We start from the raw sequence: 22,508 nt of genomic DNA on the forward strand, positions 1-22,508 counted from the left end.
GCCGCTGGCGTCAGCCGCCGGGCGGACCCAGCGGGCTCGGTTCGCAGCCTTCCGTTTCGCGGGTGTAGGCGATGCTCGAGATCTTCCAGCCGTCGCTCGTGTGCACGAGGCTCACCGCATCGATTCCGCAGTGGCTGAACTCGCCGTCGACGTGGAAGTCGTAGGGAGTCCATACGACGGCGATCGGACCCTCGATCATTACGTGCGGGTCCCACAGCCGTTCGAGCAGGGCGGGCCCCGGCTGGCCGATGGACGCGGCGAACTCGGCGCCCGTGCTCTCCCGGACCTGGACGCCGTCCGCGGTCTCCGCCGTGGCGACGAACATGGCGCCTTCGGTCAGCAGGCCGCGGATCGCATCGCCATCGCGCGCGGCCATGGCGTCGAAGAGCGCCTGTACCGCCGCGACCGCCCCAGCTTCGGCGTCATCCTGCGCGGCGACGGCCGCGGGCGTGACGAGGATCGCGGCGGCGAGAAGCAACGTCGCTCCGAACTTTCTCATGAGATTCTCCGGTTCAATAGGCTGCTGTACGATACACCGGCTGAAAGAGTCGGGTGCGGTGCGCGCACGCCGGGTCGGCGGGGCACGCCGCGCAGTCGGGGTCCGTCATCTCCGGACAACGCATCCGGTTCTGAAAGAAAAACCAGTCCACCGCCCCCATGGAGCGCCCGCTCAGCTCCCGGATCTCCCCGACCGCCTCGTAACAGGCGGCGCGCACGGCCTCCTCCTCTTCCGCGCTCACAACCTCCCGCCTCGCGAGCTTCGAGGCCAGCGTCTCGTCGGTCACCGCAACGACGCCGAGCCGGAGGCAACTGCGCTGGCAGTGGTAGTCGACGATCGGCGGCACGTGCTTTCCCTCCCCGAGCCGGAGGAATCGCTCCGGGCGCTGGCTGAGGATCGCCGCGAGAAGGGCGGACTTCTTCCTCCACGGGTCCTCCCGGTATCCGCCGACCGCATCGAGGCGCGCGAGGAAGTGGGCGAGGGGCCGCTCCGCGGCGTTGGCTTCGGCCAGGAGCGACGCCGGGGTCAGGCCGAGGTCCAGCATGCCGTCTCCGTAGGCCCGCGCGCACGCCGGATGGAGGGCGCCCGCGGGGAGCGGGTTGTGTCCTCCGTCGTCCCGCAGACGATGATCGAAGTTTGCGTCGTCGAGGGCGGCCTGCCCGGAGGGCGTGAGTTCGTCCGGCGCCTCGCGGGTCCAGCGCAGGTAGGCGGCCCACAGGTAGTCGCTCCCCTTGCGGGACCGGCCCTCCAGGGAGGCAATCATGGGTTCCTCGTAGCGGCCCGCGCGCTCGTGCCAGAAACCGAACTGTTGCACGGTCCCGGCGAAGAAGAAATCGAGCGCCGCCGGGTTGCCGGGTTCGGGAAGATCCGGGCCAATGAAATCGAATGCCGCCGCCTCGGGGGCCGCGGCGATGACGCCGGCCACGCGCCGGACGCGTTCCCCGTCGAGGCGGACCCGGGCATCTCGCGGCGCCCGCGGCGGCGGGCCGTCCGAGAGGAGGGGCGCCGGACCGATGCCCGTCACCGTCCGGGCGGCATGGGCCGCCGCAACGCGCGCGGCGATGGCGGGGTGGTCTCCGGCCGCGAGCCGGGCCAGCGCCGTCCCGCAGAAGGTGTCGCCGGCGCCCGTCGGATCCACCTCCTCGACCTCCGGGGCGGCGACGTCGATCGAGTGGTCGCCCAGGACGACGCGAGCGCCCCGCGCCCCCCGGGTGACGAAGACCGCGTGCCCCGGCGTGACGCCCACGTCGTCGAGAGACCCAAAGAGGAGGCCGGCCTCCTCCGCATTGCAGAAGAAGTAGTCGGATGCCCCCACGACCCGCCTGACGACCTCCGGGTGCGCACGGATCCCGGGAGCGTACGTCCCGCACCCCACGCGCACGCCCGCAGCGGACAGCCGCCGCGCGAACCCCAGCTGCAGCTCCGGGTCGAGGAGAGGGACGACGTAGGCGAAGGCCCCCGGTCCCGCGTCGGGGATGTCGCCGTAGCGGATGTCCCCCTCGGAACCGCGAACCGCTCGGCGATACACGGTCCGGCCGTCGGGGAAGTACTCGATCTCGAAGTGGGGGAGCGCGGAGGGCGGCACCGGCGGGCCCCGCCAGTCGAGGAGGCGGTCCGCCGGTTCGAGTTCCGCCGGCATGGGATCCGGCCGCGGCGCGACGACCGTGACTTCGGCCCCGACCCGTTGCGCCGCGAGCGCCGTGTAGAGTCCCGCGCCTCCGGCGGACCGCACGGAGCGGCCGCCGAAGTGCAGGAGGTCCAGAGAGGGGCTCCCGACCACGAGGAGCCGTGGCCGGGTGCTCATGCCGCGGGCGTCAGTCGCCCTGCTGCTGGTCCGTCGTGATGCGCCCGGCCGCGCCGGCGGGCCCGTTGTCCCAGTCCTGGGCGCTGGAGATGTTCGGCACACCCCAGTCGTCGCCGTTCCAGCCCTGGAAGCCCTCCATCTTGAAGGTCCATAGACCCGTCGTCATGTCGCTCACGACGATGAGGCCGTCCTCGTTCCGGATGTCGACCCCGAACGTGCCGTTGAACACAGGCGTCCGATCGACGTTCGGCGGCCCGAGGTAGGTGTCGTAGTGGCCCACCGTGATCGGGTTCTCCGGGTCCATCATGTTGAACACGACGAGCCCGTCCAGGTAGCCGGACACGAACACGAGCGGCCAACGCACCTCGTGGTTGTGGACGAGGTTCTTCCAGTTCGCCGTCCACGCCGCGATCGGACGGTTGATCGCCGGCACCTCGCCGTTCAGCCCCGGCCGGAGGTCGAAGATCCTGAGCGGCGCGTACTGATACTCCGTCTCCGCGATCGCGAAGTTGCCATCCGGGGTGGGCGTGAACGTATGACCGCTGCGAATGCCGGAGACCCCGACGATCTGCGTCAGAAGCTCCGGGTTGTCGAGGTCCGTCACGTCGTAGATGTAGTAGCCGCCGGTGCCGCCGCCGTAGAAGCGGTCCGTCCCCGTTTCCGGGTGATAGCCGAGATAGAAGTCGTGGTATCCCCGCCGGCGATTCCCCTGCATCCCCTGATCCGGGACCGGGATCTGCGCCACCATCGCGTCGCCGCGCCCGTCGACGAGCGCGCCGAGGTCGTAGACGGCCGCGTACGGTCCCGAGACCGTGGCGACGAGATACACGTTCATGTTCGAGTGCTTGTAGATGAAGATGTTGTGGAAGCCGCCCGGGAGGTCGGGCTCCCTGATGCGGGCCACCTCGCGCACCGTCGAGGCGTCCGGCAGTCCGGTGACGTCGAGGACCACGGCCCCCATGTCGGAGTCCGGCCCGCCCTGCCCGAACTGGAGCGACTGCACGACGTAGTAGCGGTCGCCCCACTTGAAGTGCTTCACGTCCATCCCGCCGGTGCGCTGGTGGAGATCCTGGTCCTCGATCCGCCACTCGTAGAGCACCTCGGGGTTCTCCGGGTCCTCGATCGAGACGATGTCCAGCCCTTTCGGACCGACCGGTCCGTACTGCATGCGCGCCACGTACGCGTACGGCCGGTGCATCTCCTGCTCGATGTCCATGTCCGCGATGCTGAGCCGCGGGCCGAGCGGGACGTGTCCGAGCACTTCCATGTTCCGGCTGCCGCGCTCCACGACATCGATCGCCTGGGCGCCGAGGGCCGCCGGGGCGACGACGACCGCGCCGAGCACGGCGGCCGCGGCGAGTGTCAGAGTCCGATTTCCAACCTTCATTCTTTCCTCCAGTCAGAGCTGGCAGCCCGCGGGCTAGCCGGGGTCCACCGTGAACACCATGGACATGCCGGCCTCCAGGTGCTCCGCAATATGGCAGTGCGCCATCCATCGGCCAGAGTTGGAGGCCTCGAGCAGGATGTCGAACGTCGATCCGACCGGGATCACGACCGTGTCCTTCCACGCGAGATTGTCCGACGGTATCCCGTCCTTCGAGAGCACGAGGAAGCGCTGGCCGTGGATATGGATCGGGTGCTGCATCGGGTGGAACGAACGGCGCTGGTTGTGGATGCGGATCTTCCGCACGTCGCCGACCTTGAAGCGCCAGTCGATGTCCCGGTTCTCCTTCCCCGTCCGGGTGTCGCGCAGGATCCACGTCAGGTTCTCCGACGTCGAAAGGAAGTTCATCATCGGCATCGCGTCGGTCCACTCGACGGGCGGGAAATAGAGGGTGTCGATCGCCATCACCGCGACGATGTCGCTGGGGAGGTCCCCGACCCGGACCGTGAGCTCGAGTTCGTGGTCGACGGGCCGGCCGAACTCGGCGCGGTAGCGGTCGATGTCCTCGATGACGTCCGCGTGTTCGCGCAGGGTCTCGAAGGCCGTCCCGTGGTCCTCCGCCATCGGTTCGTCGAGGACGGTGACGATCCCGAGCGTGTCGGTTTGGGGATAGAAGCGGCCGTTGAAGTGGTCGATGGCCTGAATCGGGTTGAGGAGCGCCCACGTCCCCGGCTCGTCGAAGCGGGCGTCGACGATGTATCGCTGGGCCGGGGCGAGGACGACGTTCGAGACGAAGCTCTCACGCTCGAACTTGCTCACGTCGGCGCCCACGAGCTTCATCTCCGCGCCCTCCAGGACGAGGTTGAAGGTGCGCGTGTTCGCGACGTTCGTGAGGTAGAGCCGGCGGACCTCGCCGCGGCGGACCGTCGCCTCCCAGCGCGGCTCGCCGTTCACGAGCAACTGGTTTCCGAATCGGCCCATGAGCGTCTGCACGGCGGCCTCGCGGCCCCAGGGGAAGAGTCCGCCTTCGTCGACGAGCAGGTCGTCGAGCATGAGGAAGTCCTCCCCGTTCGCGGGGCCGTAGTAGTCGGGCGCGGGCGCGTCGACGAGCATGTTCCCGTACAGACCGAGGTCCTGCTGGATGTCCTCGCGGTGGTGGGGGTGGTACCAGTAGAGGCCGGCGTCCCGGAAATGGACCCGGTAGATGAAGGACTCGCCGGGTTCGACCGGATCCTGGGTGACGCCGGGGACGCCGTCGAACTCGTTCTCGAGCCTGACGCCGTGCCAGTGGACGGCCGTCGGCAGGTCGATGTGGTTCGTGAACAGGACGATGATCTCCGCGCCCTGGGGGACGCGGATGAGGGGCCCGGGGTACTGCCCGTTGAAGCCGTACATCGTGAAGGTCCGCGTCCCGATCGTGCGCCGGACGAACCCGGCCTCGAGGCGGAGCGTGTCGCCGTCGGCCATCTCCACGACCTCCCGGAAGACCGCCTCCGGGAGCATCCCGGGATCGTGGCCGGGGTCGGGCAGGTACGGGGTCACGCCGGGGACGGCGCCCATCAGGCCCGGCAGCATCATCGGCATCGGGATCGGCTGCGGCGGCATGCGCCACACGGCCCCCGTGCTGTCCGTCGCCATCATGTGGCCCGCGTGCTCCTGCCCCGATGCCGGGGCGGCCGTCAGTCCGATGAACGCCGGGAGGGCTGCGGCGACGGCGAGGGTGCGCACTGTCTTCGACCGCCGTTCGGGTGGGCTCAGTAGTAGAGCTGGCAGTTCATGGCCTCGAAGGGTCCGTGCCCGGCCATCGTGTGGAGCCGGCCGGAGGGCGAAAGGCCGGTGAGCATGATCGGTCCCTGCCAGCGCTCGACGTCCGCCGAGGCTTCTTCACTCACGAAGATGAGGAACTGGTTCCAGGCGACCCGCCCCGTGAGCCGGTTGTCCTCGCCGAGCGTGCCGAGCTGCACCCACTCGTTGAGTTCGGGCTTCGCGGCCCACGCGACGTAGACGGCCCCGCGCCGCTTGCGCATCTGCTCGACCTGGATCTCGATGTCGAACGTCTGGAAACCGCCCTCGTCGACGGTGATCTCGAACGGCGAGCCGGGCTGCGTGAGCGTCATCGAGCCGCGGCTCCCGGGCGCGCTCTGGGTGCCGGAGAGCCGGACGACTTCGGGCGTGAGGAGGCAGGCGCCGAACAGAGGCGTCGCGCCCGCCCACGGCCCGACGCCGGTCGGACCGCCGGCCCGCGCCTCGCCCGCGACGAGGGTGCCGAGGGCGACGAGGGCGACCGCGAAGGCGGCGCCGCCGCCGATGACGCTGATGGTCGGTTTCATGCTCTTCATGCCTCGAAAGGTCGATTCCCGCGTCCCGCCCTGCAAGCGCCCGCCGCCCGGGTTGCCGCCGCCGGCGGGGCCGCCCGCGTTGCCGCCGCCGGCGGGGCCGCCCGCGTTCCGGGATGACGGTCCTCGGCCCATTAGGTCCGCCGAGGCCTCCCGCGTCTCCCGTCTCCGCCGTCGGGCCGGCCGGTCTCGGCGTCCGTGAGATCGAGACCCAGATCGAAGGTGGCGACGTATCCGTCATCCGCCTCGCTCACCCGGGCCATGAGGCTCTCGCCACCGTCGCGGAAGATGCGGTCGTCGGCGTTCATCCTCGTGCGTTGGCCGCGCGCGGCGTACGGCGCCTGTGCGTGCACCTTGTCCGTGAGCGCCTCGTCGAAGTAGAGCTGCGAGGTGAACTCGTAGGGCTGTCCGGCGACCTCGGTGCGCACCTTGAAGTGCACGTGGACCGCGCGCTCGCGGTACCAGCCCGGAAAGATCGTGGTGAACCGGGCCACGCCATCGTCATCCGTGAGCTGGTGGCCGCGCAGGAACTGCCTGTGCCTGGCCGCCGCGGGGGCTCCCTCGTCTTCGACCCCGGAGTAGACGCCGTCGGCGTCGCACTGCCACAGGTCGACCAGCGCGCCGGCGAGCGCCGAGCAGTCGCCCCGGGAGATCCGGGAGACGTTGAACCTCAGGGTCAGCGGGATTCCCTCGCTCACCGCCCCGGTCGACGGATCAGACCGGATGTCCGACCGTTCGAGCCCCGCGTCCACGAAGAAGGGTCCTTCCGTCTGCTCGGGCTTCGCCACGCAGGCCGGCAGCGCGCGAGCGATCCCTTCCGCCTGGGCAGCGAGGGCCACCTCCGGGCCCGTCCCGAGAATCCACCGGCCGGCGGCCAGCGCCCCGCCGCCCACGCCGAGGGCGGCGAGAGCTTCGCGCCGCGTGAGTATCCGGCCCCGTTCCGCGTGATCGTGTGTCATGTCGTACCTCCTCGTATGTCCGTCGGGCTTCATCAGTCGGGCGTTGGCTCATCCTCCTCGATGACGATCTCCCGTCCGGACGGCCGTTTGCCTGCGCGGCCCGGCCGGCGAGCCCCGGGACGCGCCACGAAATCTCCGTGAAGTCCCGAGAATCCCCCCGGCCCGCCCACGACGCGGATCTTGCCGCCCTCGACCTGCCTGCCGAGCCAGTTCCGGACGCGGGCGATGAGCCGCCCCCGCACGGGCGGGATCAGGAGCAGGATGCCGGCGATGTCCGTGATGACGCCGGGCGTGATGAGGACGACCCCCGCGGCGAGGATCAGCAGCGCGTGGACGAGCGATTCGCCGGGAAGCGCGCCCCCCTGCAGTTCGTCGCGGACGGCGAGCCAGGCCCTGAGCCCCTCGCGGCGGGCGAGCCACGCCCCGGCGGCGCCCGTCCCGAGGACGAGGAGGAGCGTGGGGCCGAACCCGAGCAGGCCGCCGAGGCGAATGAGGAGCGCAAGCTCGACGACGGGAACGATCGTGAACAGCAGGAACAGCCGCAGAAGCACGGTTAGAACCCCAGGACCGTCAGAAGCCCATCATCGCACGCACGGCCGGATCGATCCTTTCGGGGGTCCAGAACGGCTTCCACACGAGGCTCACGACGGCCTCCTCCACGCCGTCCACCGTCTCCGCCGCGTCCTTGGCGCCCCCGAGAATCTGGCCACCCGCCGGGCAGCCGGGACTCGTCAGCGTCATCGTGACCTTCGCCTCGCCCTCCTCGACTTCGACATCGTACACGAGTCCGAGATCCACGATGTTGATGCCGAGTTCGGGATCCGTCACGGTGCGGAGCGCGGTCCGCACCTTCTCCGCGATCTCGGGCGACTCCGCTTCCGATGGGGCCTCGTCCGCCGGGGCCTCGTCCGTCGAACCCATCCCGTCCATGGGATCCCTCGTATCCTTCTCTTCCATTGTATCCGTCACCTTTCGATCGTTGTCCGACGCCGACCCTCCAACTCACCAACTCCTCTAACCCACCAACTCGCCGGGGCGTACGCCCGGCTTCTCGAACTCCTTCAACAGATCCTCCACCGTGGGGCGCGCGCGCACCAGCGCCCGGCAGTCCTCCATGGCGCCGGTCGCGTTGATGAGGATCGTGCCGGTGAGCCGGTTGTCCGTCACGCAGTAGACGATCGAGCGGCCGGAGCCGAGTTCGCCGGAGACGATCGTGCGGTCCACCTCGGCCGTCTCTCCGAACACGTTGATGCTGAGGTCGAACACGTGCGTGAAGAAATAGGAGAGGTGGTCGAACTCCTCCCTCGCGCCGGCCATGTTGCGGCCCGCGTGGCGCCCGTGCGCGCGGGCGTGGTCCCAGTGCTCGAGGCGCGAGAGTCCGCCCCCCATGGGATCCGGGAAGCGGGCCACGTCCCCTGCCGCGTAGATGTGAGGGGCCGTGGTCTCGGCGGACCCGTCCACGACGATCCCGTCCTGGACCGCGAGGCCGGCCTCGGCGCCGAGTTCATCGTTCGGCGACATCCCGACGCCCATGATCGCAAGGTCGGTGGGGATCTCCTCGCCGCTGTCGAGCACGACCCGCCCAAGGCGTCCCTCCCCTTCAAAGGCGGCGACGCCCGAGCCCATCATGAATCGCACGCCGCGCTCCTCGAAGTAGCGGCGGAGGAAGCTCGCGATCGTCTCCGGAAAGACGCGCGCCCAGACGCGAGGCTCCACCTCGAGGACGACGGCATCGACGTCGAACTTCGACAGCGATGAGGCCAGTTCCATCCCGATGAAGCCGGCACCGACGAGCACGACGCGCGACGCGCCGCGGGCGATCTCGCGCAGTTGCTCGGAGTCGGCGGCCGTGCGGAGGGTCGACACGCCGGGGAGATCGCTTCCCGGCACCTCGAGCCGCTTCGCCCGCCCGCCCGTGGCGATCAGAATGCGACGGCCCCGGAACGCGTCTCCCGCCGCCGTGTGGATGGTCATGGCGCGAGCATCCAGACGCTTCACCTCCGCGTCCGTGAACAGCGTGAGTTCGTCCGCCAGGTCATCGAACCAGCGCGCGGGTTTCACGTGCAGCAGGTCGCGGGGCGCCCCCTCCGCCTGCAGGAACTCCTTCGACAGGGGAGGCCGGTGATAGGGAGGGTCCGGTTCCTCCGCGAAGATGGCGATCGAGCCGTTGCGGTCGATCTCCCGGATCCCGTCCACCGCCGAGACCGCCGCGAGGCCGCCTCCCACGATGACGTAGTCGAAGCTCTTCATCCGCAGGTCAGCCTCCCGCGTCTTCGGCCGACTGGTCGTGGACGATGAGCCAGGCCCCTTCCACGTTCAGCAGGACGAGCGTGAAGGGCCCCGTCGATGTGACCGCCCCGTCGCGTTCGAGGACGTAGCGCGCCGTCGCGACGCCGACCCGCTCATCGACCTCCCGGACCCGAAGGTCCTCGAAGCGGAGGCTATCCCGCGCCGCGCCGGGCGCGAATCCCGGAGCGTATCGCTCCCGAATCCCATCGAAGCCTTCGATGAGTCCCGTCGCTCCGATGTAGCTCGTCGTCGGAGACGGGGAGTAGGCGCTCATGAAGCCGTCGAGATCGCCCGCGTTCCACGCCGCCGCCTGCAGGTCGAGCAGGGAGGCGACCTGCTCGGCGAGATCGGGCCCTTCGTCCGCCACGGGAGAGCCGTTCTCGTCCAACCGCTCGAGGCGGCAGCCCCCCAGCGCGAGTCCGGCGGCCAGAGCGACCGCCGTCGCCGCCGGGAGCCTCGAACCTTGCCTCCCGATCCGTCGGTATCGGGTCATTCGTCTCATTTCAGTGCGCGCGTGAACAGTTCGACCGAGGCGTCGATCGCCTCTTCGAGTTCCGGCGTCGTCCCCGCGAACGGGTGTCCGGCCTGGAACGTGTGCGTCCCACGATCTACCCCGACGAGCCGCGCAAGGTCGCCCACCGCGTCGGCGATCCGCCAGGCGTCGCTGAAGGGCACGGACTCGTCGGCCGTCCCGTGCACCACCGTGACCGGAATCTGCAGGCTCGCGGCGCTGGCAAGGACGTCGAGGCGCTCCCGGTTCGCGCGCATGTCGTCGAGCACGTTTCGCTCGAGCGGCATGTCCTGCTTCGTGCGCGCGTTCGGGATGATCACGGTTTCTCCCGCCTCCCACCGGTCGGCGAAGCTCTCGTAGCGGGTGACCGATGAGATCGAGGCCCACGTGACGAGCCCCCGCACCTGGGACCGGAGACCCGCCTTCAGGATGCAGGTGGCGCCGCCCCGGCTGTGTCCCAGCAGGCCGAAGCGCGTGGCCGGAACGACCTCCGTGTTGCCGAGCCGGCCGCTCACGAGTCCATCGAGGATGGCCTCCAGGTCCCAGAGTTCGCGGGAGAAGGTGTTGTGGCTGAAGGCCTCCAGGTCGTCGAAGTCCGAGTCGCGCACGCCGGAGCCATCGAAGTTGAAGGAGACGACGGGAATCCCGGTCTGCTCAGCGAGTTGTTCGCAGAGATGGGGGAAGAAGCCCCAGTCCTTGAACCCCTTGAAGCCGTGGCAGACGACGATGGCCGCGCCGACGCCGTCGACCGGGGGCCCGGCTTCGGCGGGAGCGGCGTGCGACCAGTAGTCGCCGCGAAGGTCCGCGCCCGGGGGCGTGAGCCGGAACGGAGTTCGCGTCACGGACTGCGTCATGTCTTCATCGTCCGCATCATCCGCCGTCGTCGCGCCGCCGCTGCGGCAGCCACATCGCGTCCTCGCGCCCGGCGCGCCGGTTCGCGGCCCGGGCGAGGGTGAACAGCAGATCGGAGAGACGGTTGATGTAGGGGACGACGACTTCGGCGAGATCCGGCTGACCATCGAGGAGAGCCGTGACGCCCCGCTCGGCGCGCCGACAGACGGTGCGCGCGACGTGCAACTGCGCGGCGAGGGGCGACCCGCCGGGCAGGACGAAGGCATCGAGTTCAGGAAGCTCGGCGTCCAGCGCGTCGATCCAGGCTTCGAGCGCGTCGATCCGGTCGGCGGAGAGCGCGGGAATCGTGCCCTTTCGCAGCAACCGCTCCGGGTTCGCGGAGGCGAGGCGGGCCCCGATCGTGAACAGATCCTCCTGGACGGCCGCGAGCGCCGGCCCGGACTCGCCGAGCGTCGCGCCCTCCGGGTCGAGCGCGAGCGCCACCCCGATCACGGCGTTGAGTTCGTCGACCGTGCCGTACGCCGCGACCCGCGCATCGTCCTTCGAGACCCGCGCTCCGCCGAGGAGACCCGTCTCCCCTCCGTCCCCGCCTTTCGTGTATATCTTCAATCGAGATTGGCCGTAATGGGGTTTGGCCGCATGCCGCGCGTCGTGCGCCAGGCTGAGGGGCGAACCTTAACAGCCCGCGGCGAAACGCCGCTACCTGGCACCGTCCAAAAGGAGTCGTGACGTGAAGACCGACGGAACCGACCTCCGACCCGCGGATGTTCAGTCACGAAGGGCCTTCATCGCGACCGCGGCGGCCGGTGTGGGCGCCGTCGCCTCGGGCTCGCTCGCCGCGTGCGGACCGGACGGCGGGGAGGCCGCGGCGGGAGCCCCGGATGCGGGGGCCACGGACGCGGGGGCCACGGACGCGGGCGGCGGGATCGTCGTCGCGCGCGGACCCATCGCGGTAGAGGCCGGGATCGGCGCGCTCAAGCGCGGCGGCAACGCGATCGACGCGGCGGTCGCGACGGCCTTCGCGCAGTTCATCACGACGCCGTTCTCGGCCGGGGTCGGCGGCTTCGGCTGCATGGTCGTATACGACGCGGTTACCGGACGCGCCACGTCCATCGACTTCCACGGGCGGGCGGGGAGCCGGGCGACGCCGGACATCTACCGGAGCGCGCTTGAGGGGCGGATCTACGGACACGCAGACCGCTGGAAGGTGCGCGGCGACATCAACCAGATCGGCTATCAATCCGTCGTGACTCCGGGGACGGTCGCCGGCCTGTGGGAGGCGTGGAGCCGGTTCGGGACGCGGCCGTGGGCCGAACTCGTAGAGCCGGCGATCCGGCTCGCCTACGACGGCTTCGAAATCCCCGGCGCCCTCGCGCGCGGCTTCACGACCCGGACGGAGTCGTCCTCGGGCGTCGTCCCGTTCTTCACCAAGGTCCAAACGACCGACGCCTCTGCCCGCATATTTCTCAACAACGGAGTACCGTGGCGGGCGGGGGAACGGCTCGCGCAGCCCGATTACGGCCGCACGCTCGAACTCATCGCCGCGGGCGGCGCCGATGTGGTCTACCGGGGCGAGATCGCCGAGCGGATCGCGGCGGACTTCGAGCGCAACGGCGGCCTCCTCACGATGGCCGACCTCGAGGCGTACACGCCCGATGTCTACGACCCGGTGCATGGCACCTACCGCGGACACGACGTGTTTTCGAACGCTCTGCCGGGCAGCGGCGCGCAGGTCATCGAGATCCTGAACCTACTCGAGGGCTACGACGTGCCGGGTCTCGAACACGGGAAGGCGGACCACGTCGAACTGCTCGGCCGCGCCCAGATCCTCTCCTTCATCGACCGGCGCCGGTACCACGGCGACCCGAAGTTCATCGACGACCCGACGGACATCCTCGTGTCGAAGGACCGCGCGGCGGAACTGAGAAGCTTCATCGACCGCCGCGAACTTCCGCCCGACGTTGTGGAGGAGCCGCCGGAGGGACCCGACACGACGCACCTTTCGACGGCGGACCGGGCCGGGAACTGCGTGGCGCTCACGCACACGCTGGGTTCCGCGTCGGGGGTCGTCACCGACGGGCTCGGCTTTACCTGGAACAACTGCATGTTCCAGTTCAACCCGGTGGCCGGACGTCCCAACAGCATCGCACCCGGCAAGGCGCGGATCACGGGGATCTCGCCGGCCATCGTGCTGCGGGACGGGCAGCCCATCCTCGTCACGGGAGCGGCGGGCGGCACCCGGATCCTGGGCGCCGTCCAGCACACGATCAGCAACACCGTCGATTTCAACATGTCGGCGCTCGAAGCCGTCTCCGTCCCGCGCTGGCACTGGGAGGACCACCTCCTCGAGCTGGAGCCGCAGTTGTACCACCACCTCAGGGAGGAACTCGAGGGACGCGGTCTGGACGTCGCGAACGACGCGTTCGTCGCGCAACTCCACGCGGTCGGAATCGACCCCGGTACGGGGCAACTCACGGGAGGACCGGACCCGCGCGGGTGGGGCGGAGGATCGGCCACGGCAGGTTGACACTTTTCCCAGGCGTTTGTATCCTGCGGGTCGCGCTGCGGGGTGGAGCAGTCTGGTAGCTCGTCGGGCTCATAACCCGAAGGTCGCAGGTTCGAATCCTGCCCCCGCTATCTCTCGCCTCGCCTCGCAAAGCTGCGGGGCGAGGCGTTTTGCTCTCCGATCCCTTTTGCGGGACGGGGGTACGATCCGGGGTAGCTCAGTGGCCAGAGCGGGTGGCTGTTAACCACTAGGTCGTGGGTTCGAATCCCACCCCCGGAGTAGGGCAGCGGGACTCTTGCCACCGGCTGCCAAAGGGCTGGGTAGCTCAGGCGGTAGAGCACGGCGCTGAAAACGCCGGTGTCGGCGGTTCGACTCCGCCCCCAGCCATTGCCACGGGCCGCCATCGGCCGGTTCGCGGGAAGCGGCAGAGGGGCGTAGCTCAATTGGTAGAGCACCGGTCTCCAAAACCGGCGGTTGGGGGTTCGAGTCCCTCCGCCCCTGTCGGCTCGCGTAGCTCAGGGGTAGAGCGCATCCTTGGTAAGGATGAGGTCGCGGGTTCAAATCCCGCCGCGAGCTTGGAGCAGCTTGGAACGGGATGGCGGGCGCCCGTAGCTCAGTTGGATCAGAGCACCGGCCTTCTAAGCCGGGGGTCCCAGGTTCGAGTCCTGGCGGGCGCGTGGTAAACAGGGGACGACAACGGCACGAGCCCCCATCGTCCAACGGCCAGGACACCACTCTTTCAAGGTGGAGATAGGGGTTCGATTCCCCTTGGGGGTACTTGAGCGGACGGGAGCGGCGACAGCCCGTTTGCGGAATACGGAAGTTGAAGCGCGGGGCCGTAGCTCAGCTGGGAGAGCGCTGCAATGGCATTGCAGAGGTCAGGGGTTCGAATCCCCTCGGCTCCATCGTCGCGACCCGGGGCGGCTTGCGGAGGCGAGTCCGCGCACGAAGTTGTGACGTCGTAAGCGCCGTTAGCTCAATTGGCAGAGCAACTGACTCTTAATCAGTAGGTTCGGGGTTCGACTCCCTGACGGCGCATTCTCCCCCTGCTCCTCGTTCCGCCGGCCGCCTCGCCTCGCTTCTCAGGGGTCGGCTCGCGCCTTACCGGTTCTCGCGCTCCTGCGCGCGCGCGCCGCGCAGGACGTTTTCCAGCGCGTAGTTCGCCTCGTGGCACGCGTACTCGTACAGGAGGTCCTCCATCTTCACGAACGGAACCTCGCCGCCCCACGCGGTCTCCCACGTGTCGGGGTCGTCGATGAGGAACTCGTAGTTGATCGTGTTCGCGTCCACGCGCGTGAGCCGCTCCGTGATCTTCAGGTTCGGACTCGCGCCGAAGAACTCGCGGTAGGCGGTGAGCTGCTGCGGGTTGAGCTTCGTCGTCTCGATGACGAGGGTATCGTCCTCCCACCAGCCGCGGGAATCCCCGAACCAGGGCCGGATCGCGTCCGGGAAAGATGGCGGGGCGCCGGTCACATCGGCCTCCCCGGCGCCGGGCGCGACGCCGATAGGGATGATGCGGGTGTCGTGCACCATCTCGGTCATGATCGCGACGTGGTCGGGGGTCTGCACGATCGTGTAGTTGTTGTTGTAGAAGTAGTTGGGGAGCATCGGAGGGCCGGCGTTGGACCCGAACGAGACGACGCAGCGCTCGGAGAGGGGTCGGTTCTCGGGGTTGTCGTACTCCCCGTGCCGGCCGCGGGCGGCCATGAGCTGGCCGAGACGCTGCCGGGCCTCGGCGGTGCGCGCGGGGATGCGGCCGTCCTCCGGCACCATGAGGAGGGAACTGCGCGGTTCTCCGTTCACGACGGCGACCTGATCCCCCCGGTCCAGGTAGAAGAGGTTGTAGCCGCCGGTGCCGCCGGCCGCCGCCTCAAGGATGAAGTCGCACCCGATGGCGATGCCGCCCTCTGCCGGCGCGTCACGGTCCGGATCGCTGGATCCCGAGTGGGCCTCGATGCACTCCTGCCGGCCGCCCTCGATCTGGGCGACCTGCTCGGGCGTGAGCACGGCCTCGAACCCCTGAGGCCGCTCGATGGGCGTGATCGTCCCGTTCGTCCAGTTCCCCTGCAGGTCCGGCCGCCCGTCCGGCGTGCGCGGCACCGCGCCGCCATCCTGGGCGAGCGCGACGGGGATCGACACCGCGGCGACCACCGCCACCGCGACGAGCATGCCGGCGACGCTACTCGCGGGGCTTGTCTTCCGGTCGCGCGCGCGAATCCTGATTGTCCTCATCGAAGATTGTTTCTTGTTTTTCATGCGTGAACCTCCAGCCGACGCAGGAACTCATGATACGGACAGTTGGTCGATGATTCACGGGGTGCCGATGACGTTCCCCGGCATAGGGCTTGCCGTATATCGATATGCGATATAGCATGACGGATGATTCGGAGCTTTCGTTGCCGGGACACCGAGCAGCTTGCGGCCGGCTATCGGGTGCCCCGGTTCGCGGCCTTCGAGCGAGTCGCGCAAAGGAAGCTGGCGCAACTGGACGCGGCGGCGACGCTGGAGTTCCTCCGGGTTCCGCCCGGGAATCGTCTCAAGGCCCTGAAGGGTCGGCGAGAGGGCACCTACAGCATCCGCATCAACGATCAGTGGCGGTTGTGCTTCCGCTTCGAGCGCGGAAACGCGTACGACGTGGAGATCGTTGACTACCATCGCTAGCGGAGATAAGCCAATGATTGAGCTGGATCCTGTACACCCCGGCGAAATCCTGAAACACGACTTCATGGAGCCGTTTGCGCTGTCTTCCAACGCTCTGGCGAAGGCCATCGGAGTGACCCCCGCACGAGTCAACGAGATCGTGCGCGGTCGGCGCGGTATCACGGCGGAGACGGCGCTGAGGCTCGCAAGGTACTTCGGTACCGACGCCCAGAGTTGGATGAACCTTCAGGATCGCTACGAACTTGTGCTGGCCGAGCGAGTTGTCGGTGACGCACTCGAAACCATCCGTCCACGCGAAGTTGCGTAGCAACGCTTCGTGAAACGCTGCCCCACATCATGACCGGCGGCGAGCCCGGTCTCTTCTCCTCCCGCCGGGAGAGGCGCCTTTGGATGTGGGCGCTGGCGGTGGTTGTGGCGATCTACGCGACGGCCGATCTCGCGCGAACGCTGGCGGACGCGCTGCGCGAGAGCGGGCTGCTCGAGCTGGTCCCCACCATGTTCAGCGCCGGCATGCTCCTGATCGGTGTGATGATCGTGCTCCAGGGGCTGAGGGAGCGCTCGCGCGGCGTGGAAGTCGGCTTTGCGCTCGGCATCGCGGCGATCGCCATCATCGGCCTCGCCCGCGGTATCGATGCGGCCGAGCGTTCCCATCTCATCGAGTACGCGGTGCTGGCGCTCATCATCCACGAGGCCCTGGTGGAACGGACGACCCACGGGAGGCGCGTCCCGGTCCCGGCCGTGCTGGCCATCGCCGTGACGACGGCGGTCGGCGTGGTGGACGAGTGCATCCAGTTCTTCGTGCCCAGCCGTACGTTCGACCTGTTCGACATCGGATTCGACCTGCTGGCAAGCGTGCTTGCGGTCGGCTCGAGCGTCTCCATCCGCTGGGTCCGCCGCTGGCTCGGGCGGTTCCGGCGGCGACGCTGATGGGCCCCATCCCGCCGGAACCGGGCGACCTCGCCGCTCTCGAGAATCGCCCACCGACGAAGGAGACAACGATGCCCAAAGCTGACCGTATCGGCACCTGCCTCTGGTTCGAAGACCGCTCGGTCGAAGCGGCCGAGTTCTACGTCTCCCTCTTCCCGGACTCCCGGATCGTGGAGATCTCGACGGTGAGCGGCGGCCCGGCCAAGGGCAACTCGTTCGTGGTGTTCGAGCTGTCCGGACGCACGTTCCAGGGGATCGACGGCGGCCCGATGTTCAAGTTCACCCCTGCGATCTCCTTCGTCGTGAACTGCGAATCCCAGGACGAGATCGACCATTACTGGAGCACGCTGGCGGAAGGCGGCCGCGAGGGCTACTGCGGCTGGCTCGACGACCGCTTCGGGGTGTCCTGGCAGGTGGTGCCGGCGAACATGGGCGAGCTCATGAGCGCCGACCCGACGCGGGTCATGGACGCGCTGCTCAAGATGGGGAAGATCGACATCGAGGGGCTGCGGAAGGCGGGCGCGGTGGGCTGATGGTCGCGCACCTCGTCCGCGAGACATTCCGTTTCTCCCCGCCGTAGGCAGCGAGCGTCCACTCCCGCGTCTGGGGTTCTTGGGGACGCCACGACCGACGCTGCACGCGTGATCGACCTCCTCCGGGCCCGTGTGCCGAGCGTGTCCCAGTCGTTACCATCCCTGGCGTGATCGATCCGAGTCAGGAGGTGTTCTCATGCGGGGCATGATTCGCGCGCGCGGTGGCGCGCTTTGGGCTGGTCTTCTTGCCGTTTCAGCGACGGTCGCGTTTCCGGGCGTCGTGGCTGCACAGTACCTGCCGGCGCGGGGGGACGCGTGGGAGACGCGCACTCCCGAGCAGGTGGGGATGAGCGCCGAGGGGGTCCGGGCGGCCATCGACTACGCGCTCGAGCACGAGACGAGCCAGGCGCGCGACCGGGAGTTCCAGCACAGCCGGAGCTTCGGGCGCGAGCCCCTCGGGGAGGGAATCGGACCCTTCAACGTGCGGGGCGGACCGGCCGGGATGATCGTGCGCCACGGCTACATCGTCGCGGAGTGGGGAGACACGAGGCGCGTCGACATGACGTACAGCGTGACGAAGTCCTTCCTCTCGACGTCCGTGGGACTCGCGTGGGACGAGGGGCTCATCGGCTCGCTCGATGACACGGTGCGCGAGTACATGGCCCCGATCGATGTGCCTCCGGGCGACGGGGAGCCCGGCGTCGACCGCATCGGCTTCGGGAAGCCCGATCCGACGACGATGTTCGAGTCCGAGCACAACCGCACGATCACGTGGGACGACCTCCTGAGGCAGACCTCCGACTGGGAAGGCACGCTGTGGGGCAAGCCGGACTGGGCGGACCGTCCGAGCGGCGACCCCTCGACCTGGATGACGCGGAAGCGCCATCCCTCGGGGACCGTGTACGAGTACAACGACACCCGCGTAAACCTCCTCGCGCTCGCCGCGATGAGCGTGCTGCGGCGCCCGTTGCCCGAGGTCCTGCACGAGCGCGTGATGGGACCGATCGGCGCCTCTCCGACCTAGCGCTGGAACGGCTACGAGAACTCCTGGGTCACGATCGACGGGCTTCGCGTGCAGTCGGTGAGCGGCGGCGGCCACTGGGGCGGCGGCATGTTCATCAGCGCCCGCGACCAGGCGCGCTTCGGCCTCTTCACCCTGCGGCGCGGGACGTGGGGGGACCGGCAACTCCTCTCCAAGGAGTGGTTCGACCTCGCGACGACGCCCGGCCCGGCGAACGGCTCCTACGGGCACATGAACTTCATGCTCAACGTCGCGGACGAGGAGGGGAACAAGCGCTATCCGAGCGCGCCGGCGGAAGCGTGGGCCCACCTCGGGAACGGCACGAACATGATCTACTGCGATCCGGTGAACGACATCGTCGTGGTGGCCCGCTGGATCCCCGGCGGTGCGATCGACGGGCTCCTCGACCTCGTCATCGGCTCCATCGACGACACGGCCGCGGCCTCATCCGGATCGCGCTGAACCAAATCGAAGTCAGCCCCCTGCGGCAGGTAGACGCTGAGGGCCGATCCGATTAGATTGCCCGCACGGCGCGTCGCCTCTTTCGGCGGCGCGTTTCGTGTCTGCGCCCGTAGCTCAGCCTGGATAGAGCGCTTGCCTCCGGAGCAAGAGGTCACAGGTTCGAATCCTGTCGGGCGCACTCGTCCCGGCCGGGCCAGCAGCAACCGGTTCGTGGGGGCGACTCCCCGAATCCGAGGGTTCAGGGGCGCAGGCTCGGGTGGCGGAACTGGCAGACGCGCAGGATTCAGGATCCTGTGGGATTAAACTCCCGTGGGGGTTCGACTCCCCCCCCGAGCATCACCGGCCCAGGTGGCGGAACTGGCAGACGCGCTAGCTTGAGGGGCTAGTGTCCTTTTACGGACGTGGAGGTTCGAATCCTCTCCTGGGCATGACGGCATGGGCTCCGGCCCTCGCCGACGACATCGCCGGTCGCGGGACGGCCGGCTCCGAGCGCCCGTAGCTCAACTGGATAGAGCACCTGACTACGGATCAGGAGGTTGGGGATTCGAATTCTCCCGGGCGCACTCTCTCCTTCCTTCGGGCGTCGAGACTGCGCCCGCGAGAATTCGGGTGCTCGTGGAGCTTCGCTCCCCTTCGCTGGCCAAATTCTCCCGGGTCAACCGAAAGGCCTCCCGGGCACTTCCTTTTTTTGCTCAGGTGCCGGGGGGCATGGTCGGAGGGCTCGCGGGGGGCTTCGCCCGCTCGCCGCCATGGGGCTGCCGGGCGATCGAGTTGCGGGCTCTCGACCGGCTTCGACGCTTTTCCAAGAACGGAGTGCCACGCATGCGGGTCAGGTTGGCTGAGCCAGTAGATGTGGATCGGTTGCTGGAACTTATGCGCGGGCTCGCGCGGTTCGAGGAGTACATCGACGACTTCGCGGTGACGCGGGAGAGCGTTCTCGAGCATGGGTTCGGGGAGGGGCGGCTGTTCACGGCGTTTGTGGCCGAGGAGGACGACGATCTCGTGGGGATGGCGGTGGTGTACACGATTCCGTGGACTTACACGCTGCGGCCCAAAGTGGTGCTCAAGGAGCTGTTCGTTGAGGAGGCCGCACGCGACCTGGGGGTGGGGAAGGCTCTGATGGCGGCGGTGGTTTCGCACGCCAGGTCGATCGATGCGGCCGAATTGATCTGGACCGTGATGGACGGGAACCGCGCGGCCGAGGGCTTCTACCGTGCCCTGGGCGCGTCCCCGGATCTCAAGTGGAACAACTGGTCCCTGAGCCTGGGCGATTGAACCGGGAAGGAAGACACAGTGCGAGACCCGTCCGCTGACGGGGTGCCCGCCCCACGGGATCACGCCTCGAGACGCTTCAGGCGTTCGGCGAGATCCCCCTTCGGGTAGAAGTAGAACGTCTGGCCCACCTTCCGCCTGATGAGGAGCCCACGAGCGGCAAGATCCAGCAGGTCTGTGCGAGCGGTCTGGTAGACCACGTTGTGACTATTTCGATGAGACCGGATCGAGTAGCGACTGTTTGGGTGCCTCAACGAGTGGCTCAGGAGCGCGATCTGTCGATGGTTGAGGACCACTGCCTGTCGCAGGAGGGCCTCGACGCGCCGGGCCTCTTCCACCTTTCTGTCGAGGTGAACGTGAACCGCGTCGATCGCCCGCTGGATGATGCCTAGCTGGTAGAGCAGGAAATAGGTCAGGTCGTTCTCGTCCGTCTCGGTATGCAGGTAGGATCGAGCGTACCTGGCGGATTGCGAGCGGAGAAGCGTCGAAATCGAGATGTACTCGCAGAGCCAGTATCCCTGCGACAGCATGGACCAGTAGAAGAGAGCCCTGGCCGTTCGACCGTTGCCATCGACGAACGGGTGATCGTACCCAACCCAGAAGTGAAGGATGACGGCGCGGACAACCGGGTGTACGAAGGCGTCTCCATCCTCCCCGTTAGCGAACGCGCACATCCGATCCAGACGGTCCCCAAGTTCGGCGGCGTCCGGCGGGCGGTGGAGAATCTCGCCGTCGAAGTCGCTAACGACGACATCGTCCCCCCGTCGCCGCAACCGGCCGGCGGCGCCCGGGTCATCGAGCGTATCAGCGGTCACGATTTTCTGGAGTTCGAGAATTCTCTCGGGCGTCAGCCGTTCGTGCGTGAACTGCCGCACCCTGCGCATGGCCATGTAGTTGTTGAGGATCATCTGCTCGCTCTGATCGGTCGGTTTCCGCCCGGTCCTGATCATGTCCTTGGCTCGCTCGATCGTCGTGACCGCGCCCTCGAGCTGACTGGAAGTGATGGCCTCCTGTATCAGGGAACTGATGATGTACCGGTCTCGCGTTTCCGGACTCGTAACCTGCTCGCTGATCTCGATCTTGCCGCTCGCGTCCCGGTCGATCCGGTGGATGGCTTGGAGCACGGTATCCGTCATCGAGAACGTGAAGGGTGCGCCGGTCCGGTCCAGGAGAGCGATCGGCTTGGCGAGTTGCGTGCGGGCGGATTTGAGCGCAAGCCACCACTCGTGGGTGGTGAAGCCGGCGGGTGGATCGAGGTGCCGAAGCTTGTCCCAATGGTAGTAGCGGCCCTTCACCTCGGGCCCGGTCCCAGCCGTGAGGATGCGTTGGACCTCGGACATGAGATCCGGGTCGCTCAGGAGATCCCGAAAGGTCGGCCCGGATACGGGTATCTTGACCACAACGGTGCTCCAGGTACTAATGACGTACCAATTCGTGTCAAATTAGTAGAGAGAGGTCTCGCCCCCCCCCTCGTGGACACGCAACCTACTAACAATGTACTAATTCAACAAGATTTAGTATCTGGACGCCGCCTGCAGGGGGCGGGCATACTCAGCCTCGGGGATGTCGGGCCACCTGGAGCCGTGTGACCTTGCCCGCTAAGAACGATGCGGCTGCGGAGTTTCTTACCTGCTAGCGGTTGCTCACGCCTGAACTGCGCGCCGGGGGACGGCAGTCGGGCCATTGCTCGCCGGGCGGCATGGCGCGCCGGTCGCGGGGCATGGGCTCCGGGTCCTCCGAGGCGAGGTAGGCGAACATCGCGGTCATCACGGCGTCGTCGCGCAGGTCTTCGAAGACGATCTTGTCGAAGCTGTCCCGGTTGGTGTGCCAGGTGTAGGTGCTCGTGTCCCAGCGGTTGTCGGCGATGTTCATGTCGTGGCGGCCGGCGCCGACGTGGAAGCTGAAGGCCGGGACCCCGGCGCAGAGGAAGGATGCGTGGTCCGTCCCGCCGGACTCGGGCATCCCCGGGACCTCGAGCGTGACGAGGTCGGAGAGTTCGCTCGGGATCTTCGCGAGCCACTCGCCGAAGCGTCCTGCGGCTGCGGCGAACCCCTGCATGGGAATGAAGGTGACCGGCCCGTTCCCGTGATCGACGTTGAACACGGTGTGGGTGCGCTCAAGGATCTCGGGATGGTCTTCGACGAAGGCGCGTGACCCGTTCAAGCCCTGCTCCTCGCCGTTCCAGAGGGCGCCGATGATCGTGCGGCGGGGGTTCGGCACCGCGTGTTTCAGGATGCGCATCGCTTCCAGGATCGCGACGGCGCCGGTGCCGTTGTCGAGCGCGCCATCGGAGCCGTCCCACGAGTCGTAGTGGCCTCCGAGGATCACGTACTCCTCGGGTTCGGCGGTGCCGGGGATCACGGCGAAGGCGTTGGAGACCGGTACCTCTCCCAGGAAACGGGCCTGTGCGTCGACGCGCAGCAAAGGCCCCTGATCGTTCTCGGCCAGCCGGTACAGGAGCCCGTACGCCTCGCAGCTCAGGTCCAGGACCG

General features: G+C 68.3%; 23 protein-coding genes and 13 tRNA genes. 21 read left to right on the forward strand and 15 right to left on the reverse strand.

The window, feature by feature from the left end:
* Positions 1-10: 10 nt before the first annotated feature.
* The 12 genes from RN729_RS11785 to RN729_RS11840 all read right to left on the reverse strand — a co-directional run bounded on the left by RN729_RS11785 (position 11) and on the right by RN729_RS11840 (position 11,243).
* A complete protein-coding gene (locus tag RN729_RS11785) occupies positions 11-499 on the reverse strand; it encodes a nuclear transport factor 2 family protein (protein WP_310785027.1) in 489 nt (162 codons plus the stop codon).
* A 13-nt stretch (positions 500-512) separates the two neighbouring features.
* Positions 513-2,303, reverse strand: a complete 1,791-nt coding sequence (locus tag RN729_RS11790; RefSeq protein WP_310785028.1) for a carbohydrate kinase family protein — start codon at positions 2,301-2,303, stop codon at positions 513-515.
* Positions 2,304-2,313: 10 nt separating this feature from the next.
* Entirely contained in the window at positions 2,314-3,690 is a 1,377-nt protein-coding gene (locus RN729_RS11795) for a hypothetical protein (RefSeq protein ID WP_310785030.1), read from the reverse strand.
* 33 nt (positions 3,691-3,723) lie between these two features.
* On the reverse strand, positions 3,724-5,415 hold the full coding sequence (locus tag RN729_RS11800; protein WP_310785032.1) for a multicopper oxidase family protein: 1,692 nt from the start codon (positions 5,413-5,415) through the stop codon (positions 3,724-3,726).
* 26 nt (positions 5,416-5,441) lie between these two features.
* Positions 5,442-6,017, reverse strand: a complete 576-nt coding sequence (locus tag RN729_RS11805; RefSeq protein WP_310785034.1) for a hypothetical protein — start codon at positions 6,015-6,017, stop codon at positions 5,442-5,444.
* Positions 6,018-6,157: 140 nt separating this feature from the next.
* Positions 6,158-6,982 (reverse strand): intradiol ring-cleavage dioxygenase, encoded by an 825-nt coding sequence (locus tag RN729_RS11810; RefSeq protein WP_310785036.1) that lies wholly within the window; start codon positions 6,980-6,982, stop codon positions 6,158-6,160.
* 32 nt (positions 6,983-7,014) lie between these two features.
* Positions 7,015-7,533, reverse strand: a complete 519-nt coding sequence (locus RN729_RS11815; protein ID WP_310785038.1) for an FxsA family protein — start codon at positions 7,531-7,533, stop codon at positions 7,015-7,017.
* A gap of 19 nt (positions 7,534-7,552) precedes the next feature.
* On the reverse strand, positions 7,553-7,843 hold the full coding sequence (locus RN729_RS11820) for a metal-sulfur cluster assembly factor (RefSeq protein WP_343218928.1): 291 nt from the start codon (positions 7,841-7,843) through the stop codon (positions 7,553-7,555).
* 153 nt (positions 7,844-7,996) lie between these two features.
* Positions 7,997-9,232 (reverse strand): FAD-dependent oxidoreductase, encoded by a 1,236-nt coding sequence (locus tag RN729_RS11825; RefSeq protein WP_310785041.1) that lies wholly within the window; start codon positions 9,230-9,232, stop codon positions 7,997-7,999.
* 7 nt (positions 9,233-9,239) lie between these two features.
* The gene (locus RN729_RS11830; protein WP_310785043.1) at positions 9,240-9,764 is read right to left on the reverse strand and encodes a nuclear transport factor 2 family protein; all 525 of its coding nucleotides are present in this window, start codon (positions 9,762-9,764) and stop codon (positions 9,240-9,242) included.
* Positions 9,765-9,769: 5 nt separating this feature from the next.
* A complete protein-coding gene (locus tag RN729_RS11835) occupies positions 9,770-10,636 on the reverse strand; it encodes an alpha/beta hydrolase (protein WP_310785045.1) in 867 nt (288 codons plus the stop codon).
* Positions 10,637-10,652: 16 nt separating this feature from the next.
* Positions 10,653-11,243, reverse strand: coding sequence for a cob(I)yrinic acid a,c-diamide adenosyltransferase (locus RN729_RS11840; RefSeq protein ID WP_310785047.1), 591 nt, complete (start codon positions 11,241-11,243; stop codon positions 10,653-10,655).
* A gap of 121 nt (positions 11,244-11,364) precedes the next feature.
* Between RN729_RS11840 and ggt the strand changes: the two genes are divergently transcribed.
* The 10 genes from ggt (at position 11,365) to RN729_RS11890 (ending at position 14,178) form a co-directional block, all read left to right on the forward strand.
* Entirely contained in the window at positions 11,365-13,161 is a 1,797-nt protein-coding gene (gene ggt, locus RN729_RS11845) for a gamma-glutamyltransferase (RefSeq protein WP_310785049.1), read from the forward strand.
* Positions 13,162-13,197: 36 nt separating this feature from the next.
* A tRNA-Met gene (locus RN729_RS11850) sits at positions 13,198-13,271 on the forward strand.
* Positions 13,272-13,346: 75 nt separating this feature from the next.
* A tRNA-Asn gene (locus tag RN729_RS11855) sits at positions 13,347-13,419 on the forward strand.
* Positions 13,420-13,454: 35 nt separating this feature from the next.
* Positions 13,455-13,527, forward strand: a tRNA-Phe gene (locus RN729_RS11860).
* Between the two features lie 41 nt (positions 13,528-13,568).
* Positions 13,569-13,641, forward strand: a tRNA-Trp gene (locus tag RN729_RS11865).
* A 3-nt stretch (positions 13,642-13,644) separates the two neighbouring features.
* A tRNA-Thr gene (locus RN729_RS11870) sits at positions 13,645-13,716 on the forward strand.
* A 26-nt stretch (positions 13,717-13,742) separates the two neighbouring features.
* Positions 13,743-13,817 (forward strand) — tRNA-Arg (locus tag RN729_RS11875).
* 28 nt (positions 13,818-13,845) lie between these two features.
* Positions 13,846-13,917, forward strand: a tRNA-Glu gene (locus RN729_RS11880).
* A gap of 55 nt (positions 13,918-13,972) precedes the next feature.
* Positions 13,973-14,045 (forward strand) — tRNA-Ala (locus tag RN729_RS11885).
* A 60-nt stretch (positions 14,046-14,105) separates the two neighbouring features.
* Positions 14,106-14,178 (forward strand) — tRNA-Lys (locus RN729_RS11890).
* Positions 14,179-14,241: 63 nt separating this feature from the next.
* Here RN729_RS11890 and RN729_RS11895 read toward each other — a convergent pair.
* Positions 14,242-15,396: a hypothetical protein gene (locus tag RN729_RS11895; protein ID WP_310785051.1), complete on the reverse strand. Its 1,155-nt coding sequence runs from the start codon at positions 15,394-15,396 to the stop codon at positions 14,242-14,244.
* A gap of 123 nt (positions 15,397-15,519) precedes the next feature.
* Here RN729_RS11895 and RN729_RS11900 point away from each other — a divergent pair, with 123 nt between their 5' ends.
* The 11 genes from RN729_RS11900 to RN729_RS11950 all read left to right on the forward strand — a co-directional run bounded on the left by RN729_RS11900 (position 15,520) and on the right by RN729_RS11950 (position 20,019).
* Positions 15,520-15,801, forward strand: a complete 282-nt coding sequence (locus RN729_RS11900; RefSeq protein ID WP_310785053.1) for a type II toxin-antitoxin system RelE/ParE family toxin — start codon at positions 15,520-15,522, stop codon at positions 15,799-15,801.
* A 13-nt stretch (positions 15,802-15,814) separates the two neighbouring features.
* Entirely contained in the window at positions 15,815-16,108 is a 294-nt protein-coding gene (locus tag RN729_RS11905) for a HigA family addiction module antitoxin (RefSeq protein ID WP_310776389.1), read from the forward strand.
* 83 nt (positions 16,109-16,191) lie between these two features.
* Entirely contained in the window at positions 16,192-16,728 is a 537-nt protein-coding gene (locus RN729_RS11910) for a VanZ family protein (protein WP_310785055.1), read from the forward strand.
* A 71-nt stretch (positions 16,729-16,799) separates the two neighbouring features.
* A complete protein-coding gene (locus RN729_RS11915) occupies positions 16,800-17,261 on the forward strand; it encodes a VOC family protein (RefSeq protein WP_310785057.1) in 462 nt (153 codons plus the stop codon).
* Between the two features lie 196 nt (positions 17,262-17,457).
* On the forward strand, positions 17,458-18,285 hold the full coding sequence (locus RN729_RS11920; protein WP_310785059.1) for a serine hydrolase: 828 nt from the start codon (positions 17,458-17,460) through the stop codon (positions 18,283-18,285).
* A 48-nt stretch (positions 18,286-18,333) separates the two neighbouring features.
* Positions 18,334-18,744: a hypothetical protein gene (locus RN729_RS11925; RefSeq protein ID WP_310785061.1), complete on the forward strand. Its 411-nt coding sequence runs from the start codon at positions 18,334-18,336 to the stop codon at positions 18,742-18,744.
* 103 nt (positions 18,745-18,847) lie between these two features.
* Positions 18,848-18,922 (forward strand) — tRNA-Arg (locus tag RN729_RS11930).
* A gap of 72 nt (positions 18,923-18,994) precedes the next feature.
* Positions 18,995-19,080: transfer RNA gene (locus tag RN729_RS11935), tRNA-Leu, on the forward strand.
* Between the two features lie 6 nt (positions 19,081-19,086).
* Positions 19,087-19,172 (forward strand) — tRNA-Leu (locus tag RN729_RS11940).
* A gap of 61 nt (positions 19,173-19,233) precedes the next feature.
* Positions 19,234-19,307, forward strand: a tRNA-Arg gene (locus RN729_RS11945).
* 298 nt (positions 19,308-19,605) lie between these two features.
* Entirely contained in the window at positions 19,606-20,019 is a 414-nt protein-coding gene (locus RN729_RS11950) for a GNAT family N-acetyltransferase (RefSeq protein ID WP_310785063.1), read from the forward strand.
* A gap of 59 nt (positions 20,020-20,078) precedes the next feature.
* Here the strand turns inward: RN729_RS11950 and RN729_RS11955 are convergent, their stop codons facing one another.
* Both RN729_RS11955 and RN729_RS11960 read right to left on the reverse strand, forming a co-directional pair.
* Positions 20,079-21,416 carry a Fic family protein gene (locus tag RN729_RS11955; RefSeq protein ID WP_310785065.1) on the reverse strand — a complete coding sequence of 446 codons (1,338 nt, stop codon included), beginning with the start codon at positions 21,414-21,416 and terminating at the stop codon, positions 20,079-20,081.
* 232 nt (positions 21,417-21,648) lie between these two features.
* The coding region (locus tag RN729_RS11960) for a M20/M25/M40 family metallo-hydrolase (RefSeq protein WP_310785067.1) at positions 21,649-22,508 on the reverse strand (860 nt) is incomplete at its 5' end.

Source organism: Candidatus Palauibacter polyketidifaciens (genome assembly GCF_947581785.1).
Lineage (GTDB): Bacteria > Gemmatimonadota > Gemmatimonadetes > Palauibacterales > Palauibacteraceae > Palauibacter > Palauibacter polyketidifaciens.